Source organism: Methanosarcina sp., assembly GCF_049706645.1.
Lineage (GTDB): Archaea > Halobacteriota > Methanosarcinia > Methanosarcinales > Methanosarcinaceae > Methanosarcina.
On the sequence record NZ_JBNAKP010000003.1, the window covers coordinates 1 to 14,109 of the forward strand.

Below are 14,109 nucleotides of genomic sequence, written 5' to 3' on the forward strand. Positions count from 1 at the left end.
AGAGCAAGAATCTCTTCACGTTTCATAAAAGAAAAAAATAATTCATTTTATATCCAATTTTTCCTCGGAACGAGGAAAAATTGTGGAGCCCTAACAAGGCTACCTGAATAGTTACATAAAATAAAACATTTTACCGAACCTTTTTTCCTGAACATTCGTTCCTAAAAGTATATGCCCGTTTGAGGAGAAACAATACTTAAGTTTGGCAGATGTGCGTTTGAGTCCAGTTCAGATTCGACATAACAGGATTCGGACCGATTTTTAACTTGGGGGTGTAATGAAATGCTGCTGATGGATATTATTACCTGGGAGCCGAAAGACTCATGGAAAGTTGCGGAATTCTATGCGAATTACGAATACCCGAAGGGCATAAAAGTAATCGACGAGTGGACTGACCTTACGGGCTACCGCACATTTGTGATTTATGAATCTGACGACGAAAAAACATATGCAGCGTCAGTGCTTCCTTTCATAGGGCTGTGCAGGTTCGAGACCTTCCCGGTCATGAAACTTGACAAATTTATGCAACTTGCCCAGAAATTTGCCGAGAAAACCGGCGGAAAAGGATTCGGAGCTGAAAAGGGCGGAGAAACTGCAGAAAAAGAAATTCTGCAAGAAATCGAAAATCTGGAAAAAAGGATTGAACGTCTGGAACGCCATTCTTTTGTCCAGCAGGAAGATGTCACCTGAAGCCAATAAGATATTACCTGAACCTGCCTGAACCCAACTGTAGAAAGATACGAGTTTAAAGTATTACGTTCAGGTCTTAAAGAAATAACTGTAGAGAAATAACCTTTTTATTTTTCAAGGGCGCTCTCGAACTTATCCGCGCCCATCCTGTAGATTTGCCATCCTTCTACAGGGCCTGCCCCAAAGTATTCGTAGAATTCCCTGGCAGGATTCCAGTCGAGAACAGCCCATTCCATTCTTCCGCAGTTTCTCTCTTTTGCAAGCTTTACGCAGTGGAGAAACATTGCTTTTCCTATCCCTTTTCCCCGGAACTCGGGTTTTACGAAAATATCTTCGATGTAGAGCCCCGGTTTTCCCACAAATGTAGAGAAGTTATGGAAAAAGACCGTAAAGCCGGCAGGCACCCCTTCCAGTTCGGCAAAGAAAACTTCGGCATAGGGCCTTTTCCCGAACATTGATTCAGCCAGGGTTTCTTCCGTGGCTGTAACCAGATGGGAAAGGTTTTCGAACCCGGCAATGCCTCTGACGAACTCAAGAATCAGGGGGATATCTTTCCTTTCTGCGGTGCGGATTTTCAGATCGGGTTTTACCCCATTGTTTGCAGGTTTTATTTCATTTTGTGCAGGTTCGGTTTTATTTTCGGACATTTTACGATTCCTGTATCAAATCGATAGATTTAGATAATCTCAATAGGTTGATGAAACTGAATTTACTTGATTTCATTTATAATGCATTTAGTTTTTGTTAGCTTGAGGATTGCCAGTAAAAATAAATTTGAAGCCAAAAAAAAGTCTTGTTTAAAATGCTTGGTCAGGAAGATTTCAAACCGGTCACGCTCGCAGATCGGGCTTTTTTCGAGCGCCATTATGCGCTCTACCCGCAAACCCACAGCGACAATACTTTCACGAGCATGGTCTGCTGGAACCATTTTATGCATTACAGGTACGCATACGTGAACGGAAGTGTAATTCTTGCGTGCACTGCCTCAGGCGTGACCCGGTTACACCCGCCTATAGGCCCCCGTGATCCTGAGCTCATGAGGGAAGTAATACGGCTGGCGCTGGACGTGGGCGATGAGAATAAGCCCCTTATACACATCGACCCCGAAACTGCACGATGGATAAGGGAAATCGAACCTGACCTTGTGCTGGTTCCGGACCTGAAGCATTTTGAGTATGTGTACCGGGCTCTCGACCTCGCCGAACTTCAGGGAAAGAAATATCTCAAGATCCGCAGCCAGATTAACAGGTTCCGGAAAAATTACCCGCACACGGTCGAGCCGATAGCACCCGAAAACCGGGAAGAGATAATGGAGTTCCTGGTAAAATGGTGTGAGAGCAAAAGGTGTGAAGATAATTTCATCCTTGCCCACGAAGTAGAGGCGATCTTCTACGCGATCGAACACTTCGCCGAATTGCCCCTGCGAGGTCTTATGATAAGGGTCGATTCACAGGTAGCAGCCATCTCTCTTTTTGAACGTCTCAACGCTAATACGGCGCTAATTCATTTCGAGAAAGGGCTGCCTGAATATAAAGGAATCTACAAGGCGATCAATGCAGAAACTGCAGCAGTTCTTGCCAGCGAGGTGGAGTACATCAACCGGGAAAGCGATCTCGGCATCAGCGGGCTTCGAAAAGCAAAACTTAGATATCACCCGCATTATATGGTCAAGGTGTATTCACTCAAACGCCAAACCTGTTTTTCAATTACCATTTAATCTCTACTCTACCGGCATAGAAGATTGAAAAATGAATTTAGAGAATTGAAAAGAGAATTGAGAAAAAAGAATTGAAAAGGGAAAAAAGCTGAAAAGAGGAAAAATCTAAAAATCCTTCATTCTTCCTTCTTCTTTTCCTCAAAAGCTTCCTTTACGATTTTCAAGGCACAGAGCTCCCCACACATCGAGCAGGTATCGCTTTCGGTTCTTCGGGCATCCCGGATTTTGCGAGCTCTGTCACCGTCGATTGCCAGTTCGAACTGCTTTTCCCAGTCAAGATCCCTGCGGGCATAGGCCATGGCCAGGTCCTTTTCCCAGGCGCGTTCTCTCGGGCCTTCTTTTAAAAGGTCGATAGTGTGGGCTGCGACCTTTGTCACAAGCAGTCCCTCTTTTATATCCTCAAGGGTTGGAAGGGCAAGGTGTTCCGAGGGGGTTACCATGCAGAGAAAATCCGTGCCGTACATGCCTGCAATAGCTCCTCCGATTGCGCCTGTAATGTGATCGAAGCCGGGAGCAATATCGGTAACAAGCGGGCCCAGAAGGTAAAGAGGGGCGTCGTTGCAGAGTTCTTTCATGCCCCTGACACTGAGTTCGATCTCGTTTAAAGGCACGTGGCCTGGGCCTTCCACAAAGGTCTGGACATTAACGGCCCGTGCCCGTTTCACGAGTTCACCGAGTGTGATAAATTCCATGAACTTCGGGCGGTCGGAGGCATCGGCAATGCAGCCTGGACGCATGCCGTCTCCAAGGCTAAGGGTCATATCATACTCTTTTGCGATTTCAAGAAGGTAATCGAATTCGGCATAGAAGGGATTGTCTTCCCCGTTGTGCAGCATCCAGGCAAGAGTAAAAGAACCTCCGCGGCTCACGACATTCATTATCCTGTCGCTCTGGCGCAGGCGCTCAAGGGAATTTAAGTTAACCCCGGCATGCACGGTCACAAAGTCCACACCCTGTTCGGCATGTTTCCGGACGGCATTGAACATGTCATCCGATGTCATCTCCACAACAATTTTCCTGGAAGCTGCAGCCTGGTAGATCGGAACCGTCCCGACTGGAATTTTAACGGATTTCAGGATGAGGGTGCGGATTTCGTCCAGGTTCCCGCCTGTGGAAAGATCCATTACGGCATGAGCGCCGAAAGCTTCTGCGGCCTTTGCTTTTTCGATTTCGGCATCAAGGTCTATACAGTCCCTTGAGGTTCCCACATTGGCATTGATTTTTGTGCTCATATATTTGCCAATGCCGATAGGAAGAGTATCTCGCCTGTTATTCACGGGGATTGCTATCAGCCCTTTTGCAACGCAGGAGCGGACAGTCTCGGGGTCTATTCCTTCAGCTTTTGCCACGGCTTCAATTGGGGTGGTGATGATTCCCCTCTTCGCATCTTCCATCAGTGTCATTGTTACTCCAGATTGTGAGGTGAATGAGGCAGCTATAGTTCTATATTAATTAAAATATTTGATAAAACACATCAGTAATAATATGAGGAATCTAATATGAATAATCTCAACTGCAATTAATTCCCAAGTCTTACGGTCCGGCCGGAATAATCGGGTGTAAAGATAAATCAAGTATTCCTGTCTTGCAGAGTAGAACAGACAGTGAACTGATATATATCTTTTCACGTTTGGGAAGTCGCTTAGTATGTATAAGCAGACAAATATATAAATAATGTAGACATATTATCTAGCGCAATATATACAGAGAAAACTGAAAGAAAGCTGGAGAACTTGTTTTTAAAGTAATGGGTTTTTACCGGATGAAGGGTTTTTATCGGATAAAGGGTTTTTACCGGATGAAGGGTTTTTACCAGAGAACCGATATAGTTAAACCGAACCAGTATAATTAAACCGGCGAACACAAGCAAAACGAGAAAAAGAAAGCACGGAAATCTTTCCTGTGTATTTCCTTATACACCTTGCTATATATTTCATTACTATTTCCTTACACATTTCCTTATGCATCCAATTACGCATTTACTTACGCACTTCTTTACGAATTTCTTTATTTGACTATTTTATATCTCAAAGTTATCCAAGAAAAGAATCAGGGTATTTTATATGACAGTTGTCGCATTTGCAGAAAAGAATAAGGCAGCAGCCCAGATTGCCAGCATCCTGGGCGATGGGGAAGTTGAGAAGATTTCAGTGGAAGGGCTGCCGGTATATGAGTTTAAGTGGAAAGGGGAAGAGTGGCTGGTAATGGGACTGTCCGGGCATATTATGAATTATGATTTCCCGGAGCAGTATAACAAATGGAGTGAGGTTAACCCGGGTGTACTCCTTGGAGTAGACCCCGAAAAGCTTGTAACGCGAGCCGACTATGCAGCGGCCGTAAAAAACCTTGCAAAACGAGCGAACAGGATCGTGCTTGCCTGCGACTATGACAGGGAAGGAGAAAACATAGGCTTCGAGGCCAAAACACTCGCCGAGGAAGTTACAGGTGTACCGGTCACAAGGGCACGTTTCTCGGCTCTCTCTCCAAAAGAGGTCAGAAGAGCCTTTGAAAGCCTGGTAGACCCGGACTATAACATGGCAATGGCTGCCGAGGCAAGGCAGATCCTTGACCTGAAAATGGGAGCTGCTTTTACTCGCTTTGTCACGCTTTCGGTCAGGGAGAAGGCAAGGACAAAGGATATTCTTTCAATCGGCCCCTGCCAGACGCCTACCTGCGGGTTTGTATACGAAAGGGAAAAAGCAATCCGGGCTTTTCAGGCAAAGGACTTCTGGAAAATAACTGCAATTTTCTCGGCAGATGGCGGAGAATTCGAGGGCACCCACAGGGCAGGAAATATTCACGAGAAGGAAAAAGCCGCTGAGATCTTCAAGAGATTAAAAGGGGCAAAGGAAGGGCTGGTTGCGAAAAAGACCGTAAAAGAAGCCAAAACCAGCCCTCCGAATCCGTTAAACACTACCGAGTTCCTGAAGCGGGCCTCCAAGTTCCTTGGAATAAGCCCGGAACTTGCCCTTGAGGTCGCAGAACAGCTTTACCTTGCAGGATTTACCAGTTACCCCAGGACCGAGACAAACAAATACGCCGATGACTTTGATTTCAAGTCCCTTGTATTTGATTTTGCGCGCCAGAAGGAGTACAAACCTTTTGCGGAAGCTATCCTCATAGCTCCTATTGTGCCGAAAAACGGGGAGAAGGATGCACATGACCACCCTCCGATCCACCCGATCAGGGCGGCTTCAAGAGGAGAAGTAAGCTCTGCAGTAAATATCCCTCAGGCCCCTGAGGTCTACGACCTTATAGCAAGGCATTTCCTGGCAAACCTAATGCCGGCAGCAGTTTTCGAGAAAACCCACCTCCACCTGCTTGTGCAGGAAGAGCCCTTTGACTCGTCCGGGACCGTACTGAAGGACTCGGGCTGGCTTGAAGCTTATCCCTTCGAAAACAAAAAGGATAAACTTCTCCCGTTTGTGGCAGAAGGCCAGAAGCCGGGTATAAAGAAGCTCAGCAACACAAAGTCCAAGACCAGCCCGCCAAAGAAACTGACCGAAGCCGAACTTCTGACCCTCATGGACAAAAATGGAATCGGCACAAAGGCAACAGCTCCGAGTCACATTGAAACAAATAAGAAGCGAGGATATTTTGAGACAAAAGGAAAAACGGTTTCTATCCTGGATACAGGTTTTACCCTTATGGAAGGGCTCTCTCTGACCGTCCCGATTCTTGTCAGGCCGGACATAAGGGCAAAGATCGAAGCCTTAATCCAGGAAGTAGAAGATGGGAAAAAAGAGTTTGAAGCCGCTCTTGATGAGGGTACAGCCCTGATCCGGGAGATGTACGCCCAGCTTGAAGCAAACAAAAAGGAGTTAACTTCAAGAATAGCAGGCACGATCAAGGACGAAGCTGCCCTTGAAGATAAGAAAAACTACATAGGAACCTGTAAGGCCTGCGGGCACGTGCTCAGGATCGTGCAGACGGATTCGGGCCGTTTTGTGGGCTGCACAGGCTATCCTGACTGCCGAAACTCGCATCCCCTGCCAAAAACCGGGGCTTTAACAGTACTCAGGAGCAAGGAATGTAAGAAGGAAGGGGCAGCTGTCCTGAAAGTGGGAAATAAGTATAACTGGTCTGTAGGCATAGGTCCCTGCTTTACCTGCGACCTTGAAAAGGAATGTTACCCCCCCGAAACAGTCGGGCCCTGTCCGGAGTGTGACGGAAGCATGTTCCTGATCACTTTTAAAGACTCCCGATTCCTGGGATGTACGAGACGCTGCGGATACACCCACTCAGTCCCCAAAACCGGGAAATTAACCCTCCTTGACCGGACCTGTGAAAGCTGCGGCTGGAAGCTGTTCAGATTAAAAGAAGAGGGTAATGAAAGCCCTGAAGAGGATTTCTGTGTAAACCGGCGCTGCAAGGAAGGCAGACAGTACTGGAGAAAGCCAGGTACAGGAACTGAAACCAGGATAAAGAAGGAAAAGGCTTCGGTAAGCCCGGCAGCAAGTTCAGCAGCAAGTTTACCGGCAGGTTCGGCAGCAAGCCCCGTAAGAGGGAGAACTCCAAAAGTATCGGCTGCAAGCTTGAAAAAGAGTAAGTAAAGGCAGAGTTGGCAGAATGCGGCTCCCGAATTCCGCAAACCTTTTCAAAAAGGGTTTGATTGCAAACCTTTTCAGAAAATGCTTGATCGCAAACCTTTTAAAAAAAGGTTTGATCGAAAACGACGTGACTACGTGGTCAAGCGGCGCAACGCAAGCCTTTTAAAAAAAGGCTTGATCGAAAAACTCCTAGCAACGGCGTGATAAACCGGCGCAACGCAAACCTTTTAAAAAAAGGTTTGATCGAAAGACCCCTAGCACCGCTTGTGGTTGAGATCGCTTATAATCCCAAAACCCTATCCGGCGTGATCAACCGGCGCAACGGTTGCGGCCCAACGGTTGCGCTCAAGAGGGCTAATTTATAAAGATTCAGGTTTCCTTATTTTCCACAATTCATTCCACAATTAGAGAGCTTAAAGTGGTCTTCTGCTATTGTCTGGTTGTAGAGTTTGGGGTCAAAAAAGACTAAGAAATTAGAACAATAGAAGATATTAAAAATCCTACACTAAAGGAATTAGAAAAGAGATTAAGAAAAGAGATTAAGAAAAGAGATTAAAAATCCTACACTAAAGGAATTAGAAAAGAGATTAAGAAAGAAGATAAGAAAATCCTTTCGGATTTTCCCCTGCCTCTTGGTATAAACCGGAACGAAATTATGCTGGTGCGGGTGCAGGTGCAGGCACGGTTTCGACCTGGGTTTTCCTGATTTCGACTCTGCGGAGCGGGTAAATGAATTTGGCCTGCCTGTAAATGGCTGCTGAGAGCCTGCCAAGGATTGCTTCCTGCATAAAGGTCTCGAAATCGGATTCTGATGCGCGCCTTTTGACAATCTCGACCATCATTTCCCTGATGGCTTTGATCTGGCTTGAGCGTGCCCTTTTGATGGTGAAGCAGGTGGGCTTTACACGGATGACATAGCCGTCTTTGGTTTTAACATCGATATTGGCATCGATCCTTGAGGTCTGCCTCTTCACAATTGAGCGGATATAGTCGGTTGTGAGTTCGTGGCCCATGAGATCGGTGGTTGCGACATCTCCGACGACATTGCTGATCCTGAGGATGACCTTCGTGTTATTCTTGGTCATGTCGTTGGTAAGTTCCCCAACAGTGGTTTCAATATTGCGCCCTAAGAGCAGGGAAGGTTCTCCTGCCATAGTCGTACCGACAATACTCCTGTTTAAGTAAACAGGGGCTTCAATATTATACCATTCCTTGGATTTCCATCCGTCAAGCTTTCTCTGTACTTTCTTTCTTGCCAAGTAATTCCTCCGAAATAATATTCATTTTTATTAGTCTGTTTTTATTTTTTATATTATTTATGCAGTTTTTGTATGCTGCGGGTTTATCCTGCGGCCCTCAAGCCTTTCAGTTTCTTCTTCCGGATGCTCAGGGTGAGCTTCTCTTTAATCAATGAGCATGAATGACCTTCAGCGCGTTTACACAGAATTTGCGCTGCCCGGCGCAGTTTGTGGTGCTTTCAGCACTAGCGTTTCCCTTTTAAGATGAAATTTCCGAGCTTCAGTAGGCTTCCGAATCTTGACCCGTCCCCTATCTTCCGGCAGCTACAAGCTCCTGATAACCAAAAATATGATCCGGAAAAGGGCCAGAAGTTCTCAGAAATTAGCGGCATCTAACTAGTTAATGGCTCACTATACATATCATTTCAGTATATAAACAAATCGGTCAGAAACGCTTTCTGCCTATTGGCTAAAAAGGATAAGTAAGAAAGTTAAAAGGAAAAGTTGAAAGAAAAAAGTTGAAAGAAAGAAGTTAAAAGAAAAGAGTTTAAAGGAAGCGGATGCCTTTCGGCATTTCGCCTACCTTTTTCCTGAATTCTTCAGGCCAGTTTGCAGGGTCAAGCCCTTTCTGTGCAAGGAAAACCGCAGCCCACCTCTCAAGCCCTACTCCGGAACAACCTGACCAGAGTTCTTCTCCGGACTGGAGTTTCACATTGAAGCCTTTGGGATACTTGTCTCCGTTGATGCTCACATTCTGGAACTCAAGCCATTCCCCGTCCGGCCCGCGATAAGGCAGGCAGGCTTCATAGTCGGTTGTGCCGACAGTGTTTTCTTCGGCAAGCCCGAGCAGCCCTTCCTGTGCCATGAACCAGGGTGTGACTCTTGCTTTTCTCCATTCGATGTCCAGGATGTCGTTGAAGATGTGCATATAGCGCTCATGCAGTTCTTCTGCGCACTTTATTACCTCTTCCTTTGTCCCGATCCAGACGATTTCTACTCTGTGGAACTCATCGACCCTTTCGATCCCGTGGATTCCGCCGCTCTCATACCTGTGGGAGGTTCCTGACCTGTCAAAGACTTTTACAGGAATCTCCTCGTTCGGAAGAGTTTCCCCTGTTACGTACATCCAGAAAGGCGGGCACTGGGCATAGGCCATGCCTCCGATCGGCTCTCCGATTTTTTCCTTGATGAGTTTTGTGGGAACTTCATGGGTGACCTTGTAATAGTCGGCAACCTCTTCCCAGTATTCGGGATCCCTTGTCTGCGGAGGGCATACATAATATATCTCAGGGTATACGCCCTTGGCATGCCCGGACTTCATCCAGACTTCCCAGGTGACCAGCTTCGGGAAGATCATTTCCCTGTACCCGAGCGGCTCCAGAAGTTCGTCAAAAACAATCTTTTCGAAAGTGCGGAAAATTCTTGTGGACTGAGGCCCGTGGATCCATTGCCCGCGGCTTGCTCCTCGTTTGAGCCAGCCTTCTTTCATCATGGCCTGGGTAGGATCTTCCTTGAAAGGGTGCTTCATCGGCTCTCTCTGCCAGAGCAGATTCCAGTGCTCAGCCTTTGCCCCGTACTGCGAAGCCTCGATCTTCTCTTCAAGGAGCGTGAGAATCCTGTCCGGCACCCGGTTCTTCATCTCAGCTTCCCCGACTTCAAGCTCGAGCACGATTCCGCCTTCGATGTTTTCCATACCTTTTATGTAGGGCACTTTCAGCATCCTGAGCTCGTGCTCAGTCGGCACCTTAATGACAAAGGACTCAACCTCGATTCCGCGAATCCCGATTTTATACTTCTTTCCGAGCGCCTCAGCTAACTGTTTCCTCAGCCTGAGGACCGCGTCATGCACCCTGACATACCTGCCGGATTCAAGCGCAAGCTCGATCCTGTCCTCCCCGAGCTTCCATTTTGTAATTTTTGCTCCCTGCCCTTCAGGCGCCCCTCGGGTGAGAAGGGTATTGTTTGCCTCTTCGAAAAGCGCAGCTATAACATCCTTTGCAGGAGTGGGGTCTGCACTTGTTTTAAAATAAGCCTTGAGATTGAACTGTAATTCCAAAGTTTAAGCCTCTTTTGATTATGTTGAATAGTGTAATATGAATTGAGATAAGGATGTAAACAGAGCCTAAAATCCTGTTTCTGATATAAATGCTATTCTATAGTGAATGTTTGTAACTCAGATGAAGAATATCGAGTTTTTAAACATATAAATTATAATTTGAGAGTAAACACCTATAATTCAGACATAGAATTAGATATAGGTATCTGTAACCCGCTTATATTCGTACTATCTACATAAAAACCTGACTAGCTATTTAAATATTTAGCACCTGGAAAAAATACCGAGTTACATAATATATGATTTAATTCTCTTAAATTATATTATTGTAGTAGATATTTATAAGATATATAGTTTCCTGTGTGGGCCATTAGTGTCAATTATTGGTGTCAGCTATTGACCAGATCATCTTAAAAGAGCCCGTGTTCCAGAATTCTGAACCTGAAAATTTTAACTTTGCGCCGGAAAAGAATTAGCTACATAATAGAACCCTGGCTACGTTCGCGGTCACGCAGTGACCGGCCTTTCCGAAAGAGAATAGAAGCGGAGAGAAGTAAAAGATTCAATGTAGCAGGCTATATATGGTTATATATTATACATTGAGAAATATTTTATAATCTGAAAGGGGCGTTGGCTGTGTAGTGGCCTAGCCATACTGAAAAATAAAAACTGTCATCCTACAGCCGGTCCTGCCTGATAATAGCGTATTTCGGGTTATTGAACAGCACCATCCATTTAAAAAACATTATGGGCTGGCAGTTTCGATCGTAATACTTGCTGGATGTCGTTTTATAGGAGTTTCGGTCCATAGTTTCACGTTTTTCGCGCTCCTTGTTCCGGGATCAATCAATCAATCAATCAATCAATCAATCAATCAATCAATCAATCAATCAATCAATCAATCAATGCCCAACATTTTTCTCATTTTTGCAAGTTCGGCCAGGTCCTCGTCGGTCAAGGGGGCCGCGTCTTTAAAGATCAGGCCCTCTTCCTCCATTAAAAACCGGCTAGGGATCTCCCGACCTTTTTCGTCTTTTGGCATTTCTGCTTTTCCCTCCTGCTTTCAGGACGCGGCCTGGCTATTTATAGGCTATCTGTTTTTGCTTTTTTACTCAATTATCCTTATAGTCTGAAAGAACATTCAGACCTGAATAGGAACACACATACTGTGACCAGAATACAGGATGAAGATTATGGATCAAAAAAGAATATATGGATGTTAACCTGATCCGGCTTCTATTCTGGAAAGAAAGGATGAAATAAAAGAAAAATTCAAAGTTGAAGTAATAGGAATTTTTGGCTCATTGGCATATAAGCATTTAATGAGAACTTATAACTACTTATAATATTGAGTCCATATAGGACGTTATGAGCGAAGCGACAACAATCCCGGTAACTAAAGACGTGAGAGACAGACTAAAACAGTACGGGAAAAAAGGAGAAACCTACACTGATATTCTCAGGCGACTGATGGATGAAGTTGACTATGAGACTTTCATGGAACGCCAGTACAAAAAACTGGAAGAAAAAGATAAATTCGTATCCCTGGACGAAATCTGATGAATTTTGAAGTCAGGCTGCATCCTGATGCAGTAAAATTCCTGCTAGACATGGATGAGGACACGAAAGAAAGAATAAAAACCGGAATAAAAAATCTGCAAGCAAATCCCTTTAAAAGCCACTCCCGTTCCGGAATAAAAAAGATTAAGGAACAAAAAAAGAGAGGATCTATATCGGTTGCGGGTTGGCGGTTACAGAGTTGTCTATGCAGTTGAAAACAACACTATTTTTGTTCTTGAAATAATCTCCAGAGAAAAAGGATACGCTTGGCTTTAACAGTTTCCATGTTGATAAGGAGTTTTTCTCTTCCTGGGGTGAGTATACTTCACTTTTATCCACTTCCTTTTATGTAAGTTCCTTTATAACTGGAGAGAAAAACAATCAATGGATAGACTACGTACTTAGGAGAGATCAAAATGAAACCTGACAGGTGCAGTTTCTGTAAAGGTAAACTCGTCGAAGGCAAAACCGAGTTCGTAGTAAAAGTTGGAAAGCAGATTATAGCCATTAAAGACGTTTCCGCCTATGTCTGTGAAAACTGTGGAGAAGCATATTACACCCCAGAAGTTTCAAGAAAGATCGATGTAGTTATGAAAAAGTTCCATGAGTCAAAATTGCTCTTGCATCCTTTAGCTGCCGGAGAATTAAGTTTTGATGAAATTGTTGCATGATTTTCACCCGAGTTTCTCTTTCAATATTTTCATGTAGCTATTACTCTTTTTAGTTTGAACGCATATTTTGCACAAAAAGCTGAACAGCAGAAAAACCAGATAGACATGAAGCTGATATCATTATGATAAATTAGTTATTTTATTTAGAAAGAATCAAACAGAAGAAGATAAAAATGCCTTCCCAACAACTTAAGGACGCTGACTATTTCATAAGAATCCTCAGGCAACACCTGCCGGAGATCAGAGAAAAGTACAGCGTCAGCTATCTCGGAGTTTTCGGTTCATATATCCATGGGGAACAAACGAGTGACAGCGACTTTGATGTTCTGGTAGAATTTGATGAAACACCTGGTCTTCTGAAATATATCGAGCTTGAGTATTACCTCAGTGACCTGCTGGGAGTAAAAGTAGATCTGGTGACCAGAACAGGGCTCAAGCCGAACGTTGGAAAACGCGTTCTTAACGAAGTGCTATCTTTATGACTTACAAGAGAGATCAGAGAGATTTCACTGAATTTTTGCAGGATATTCTTGATGCCATTAATGATGTTGAAGCATTCATCAACGGCACGGAATTCGATGAAATTTCATCGAAAGATGATTTTGTAACACTGATGAAAGAAATCTCACTTAATAATATGTTCTTCGCAGTCAATGATTATTTTCCAGCCGGGATCTAAAAAATCTGATTTCACATCTGCGTAATGAAGCTTCTTATGACAAAGTGGGCAAACAACTAGCAAGTTCCAGCTCTGAAGTGTTTCTGGAGCTTTTTTATTTAGCTCTATCATGTGGTGAACTTCTGCATATTTCTCTCCATCTTTTTTCAAAAATCCTGGATATCCACAGATCATACACTTATATCCATATTTTTCTTTGATGGCATTAGATAGTAAAGTCGGTCTTTGTATTAGCTCAGTTATAGTTTCTTTAAATTTAGGTGTATTTTTATATTTCAGATCTAATTTTTGAATCAGTTCATCATAATCTAGAGTTTTTCCTTCTTTAAATTCATTTGAGAATACACCGGCATCATACACATAAGTGCTTATAGGCTCAGATATCCAATTAAGCACTTCTTCTTCATCTTCAGGTTCAATTATAGCATAAGTTTGAACTGCATCGTAATTTTTTGAAGTAATTTTTATATCATTTATATCGAAAGGCTCCACAGACCTCACATTATTTCCATTTATTAAATATCTCCAGTGCTTACCCCAGATTTTATCGCTTAGATTATTTACATCCTCTTCACAAGACACAAAATTCATTATCCATCTTATTGGTTTTTGTCCAGGCAGTAACGTGCTTTTAGTTTGAGCTATCAATATTATATCGCCCGGTTTGACATAATGTGGCTTTCCATCTGTAGCGTGTTTTGCGTTACTTAGAACACCTTCCATAGTCTTAGCTGAATTTTTGAAAAGTAGCATGTAATACGAAAAAACTTATTAAATTAATAAGTTTTTTGGTTTTGTTGACAGAATTATAAAAACGATATTATGGTTGTATATTAAAAAACAGTGAAGAAAAGATGTTTAATAAAAGCACTGTTATATAATAATTTTAGTAACTTGTTGAGTTTTGGCATTGAGAGAAATTTCGACCGTTTCCGCAGTGTTATAAAA

At 43.8% G+C, this 14,109-nt stretch carries 15 protein-coding genes; 9 read left to right on the plus strand and 6 right to left on the minus strand.

What is annotated here, in order from left to right; all coding sequences use genetic code 11:
• Window positions 1-282 precede the first annotated feature (282 nt).
• The gene (locus tag ACPK8D_RS00555) at window positions 283-690 is read left to right on the plus strand and encodes a DUF3303 domain-containing protein (protein ID WP_424715897.1); all 408 of its coding nucleotides are present in this window, start codon (window positions 283-285) and stop codon (window positions 688-690) included.
• Window positions 691-797: 107 nt separating this feature from the next.
• Here the strand turns inward: ACPK8D_RS00555 and ACPK8D_RS00560 are convergent, their stop codons facing one another.
• Entirely contained in the window at window positions 798-1,337 is a 540-nt protein-coding gene (locus tag ACPK8D_RS00560; RefSeq protein WP_424715898.1) for an N-acetyltransferase family protein, read from the minus strand.
• A gap of 155 nt (window positions 1,338-1,492) precedes the next feature.
• Between ACPK8D_RS00560 and ACPK8D_RS00565 the strand changes: the two genes are divergently transcribed.
• Window positions 1,493-2,407, plus strand: a complete 915-nt coding sequence (locus ACPK8D_RS00565; protein WP_424715899.1) for a DUF2156 domain-containing protein — start codon at window positions 1,493-1,495, stop codon at window positions 2,405-2,407.
• Window positions 2,408-2,523: 116 nt separating this feature from the next.
• Here the strand turns inward: ACPK8D_RS00565 and thiC are convergent, their stop codons facing one another.
• Window positions 2,524-3,810, minus strand: coding sequence for a phosphomethylpyrimidine synthase ThiC (gene thiC / locus ACPK8D_RS00570; protein ID WP_424715900.1), 1,287 nt, complete (start codon window positions 3,808-3,810; stop codon window positions 2,524-2,526).
• Window positions 3,811-4,470: 660 nt separating this feature from the next.
• Here thiC and ACPK8D_RS00575 point away from each other — a divergent pair.
• The 3 genes from ACPK8D_RS00575 to ACPK8D_RS00585 are packed head-to-tail and all read left to right on the plus strand — an operon-like array spanning window position 4,471 to window position 7,322.
• The gene (locus ACPK8D_RS00575; RefSeq protein ID WP_424715901.1) at window positions 4,471-6,960 is read left to right on the plus strand and encodes a DNA topoisomerase; all 2,490 of its coding nucleotides are present in this window, start codon (window positions 4,471-4,473) and stop codon (window positions 6,958-6,960) included.
• Window positions 6,961-6,976: 16 nt separating this feature from the next.
• Window positions 6,977-7,123 (plus strand): hypothetical protein, encoded by a 147-nt coding sequence (locus tag ACPK8D_RS00580; protein ID WP_424715902.1) that lies wholly within the window; start codon window positions 6,977-6,979, stop codon window positions 7,121-7,123.
• 34 nt (window positions 7,124-7,157) lie between these two features.
• A complete protein-coding gene (locus ACPK8D_RS00585; RefSeq protein WP_424715903.1) occupies window positions 7,158-7,322 on the plus strand; it encodes a hypothetical protein in 165 nt (54 codons plus the stop codon).
• Window positions 7,323-7,610: 288 nt separating this feature from the next.
• Here the strand turns inward: ACPK8D_RS00585 and ACPK8D_RS00590 are convergent, their stop codons facing one another.
• The 3 genes from ACPK8D_RS00590 to ACPK8D_RS00600 all read right to left on the minus strand — a co-directional run bounded on the left by ACPK8D_RS00590 (window position 7,611) and on the right by ACPK8D_RS00600 (window position 11,293).
• Window positions 7,611-8,216 carry a 30S ribosomal protein S3ae gene (locus ACPK8D_RS00590; protein ID WP_424715904.1) on the minus strand — a complete coding sequence of 202 codons (606 nt, stop codon included), beginning with the start codon at window positions 8,214-8,216 and terminating at the stop codon, window positions 7,611-7,613.
• A 526-nt stretch (window positions 8,217-8,742) separates the two neighbouring features.
• Window positions 8,743-10,251, minus strand: a complete 1,509-nt coding sequence (locus ACPK8D_RS00595) for a serine--tRNA ligase (protein WP_424715905.1) — start codon at window positions 10,249-10,251, stop codon at window positions 8,743-8,745.
• Between the two features lie 898 nt (window positions 10,252-11,149).
• Entirely contained in the window at window positions 11,150-11,293 is a 144-nt protein-coding gene (locus ACPK8D_RS00600) for a hypothetical protein (RefSeq protein ID WP_424715906.1), read from the minus strand.
• Window positions 11,294-11,619: 326 nt separating this feature from the next.
• On the opposite strand from ACPK8D_RS00600, the gene ACPK8D_RS00605 reads away from it, so the two are divergent.
• From ACPK8D_RS00605 to ACPK8D_RS00620, 4 genes are all read left to right on the plus strand, one after another.
• Window positions 11,620-11,811 carry a DUF7557 family protein gene (locus tag ACPK8D_RS00605; protein WP_424715907.1) on the plus strand — a complete coding sequence of 64 codons (192 nt, stop codon included), beginning with the start codon at window positions 11,620-11,622 and terminating at the stop codon, window positions 11,809-11,811.
• A 177-nt stretch (window positions 11,812-11,988) separates the two neighbouring features.
• Window positions 11,989-12,087, plus strand: coding sequence for a type II toxin-antitoxin system RelE family toxin (locus ACPK8D_RS00610; protein ID WP_424715908.1), 99 nt, complete (start codon window positions 11,989-11,991; stop codon window positions 12,085-12,087).
• Between the two features lie 140 nt (window positions 12,088-12,227).
• Window positions 12,228-12,482 (plus strand): type II toxin-antitoxin system MqsA family antitoxin, encoded by a 255-nt coding sequence (locus ACPK8D_RS00615; protein ID WP_424715909.1) that lies wholly within the window; start codon window positions 12,228-12,230, stop codon window positions 12,480-12,482.
• A gap of 173 nt (window positions 12,483-12,655) precedes the next feature.
• Window positions 12,656-12,964 (plus strand): nucleotidyltransferase family protein, encoded by a 309-nt coding sequence (locus ACPK8D_RS00620; RefSeq protein WP_424715910.1) that lies wholly within the window; start codon window positions 12,656-12,658, stop codon window positions 12,962-12,964.
• Between the two features lie 143 nt (window positions 12,965-13,107).
• On the opposite strand, the gene ACPK8D_RS00625 is transcribed toward ACPK8D_RS00620, so the two are convergent.
• A complete protein-coding gene (locus ACPK8D_RS00625; RefSeq protein WP_424715911.1) occupies window positions 13,108-13,914 on the minus strand; it encodes an HNH endonuclease in 807 nt (268 codons plus the stop codon).
• Between the last annotated feature and the right edge of the window lie 195 nt (window positions 13,915-14,109).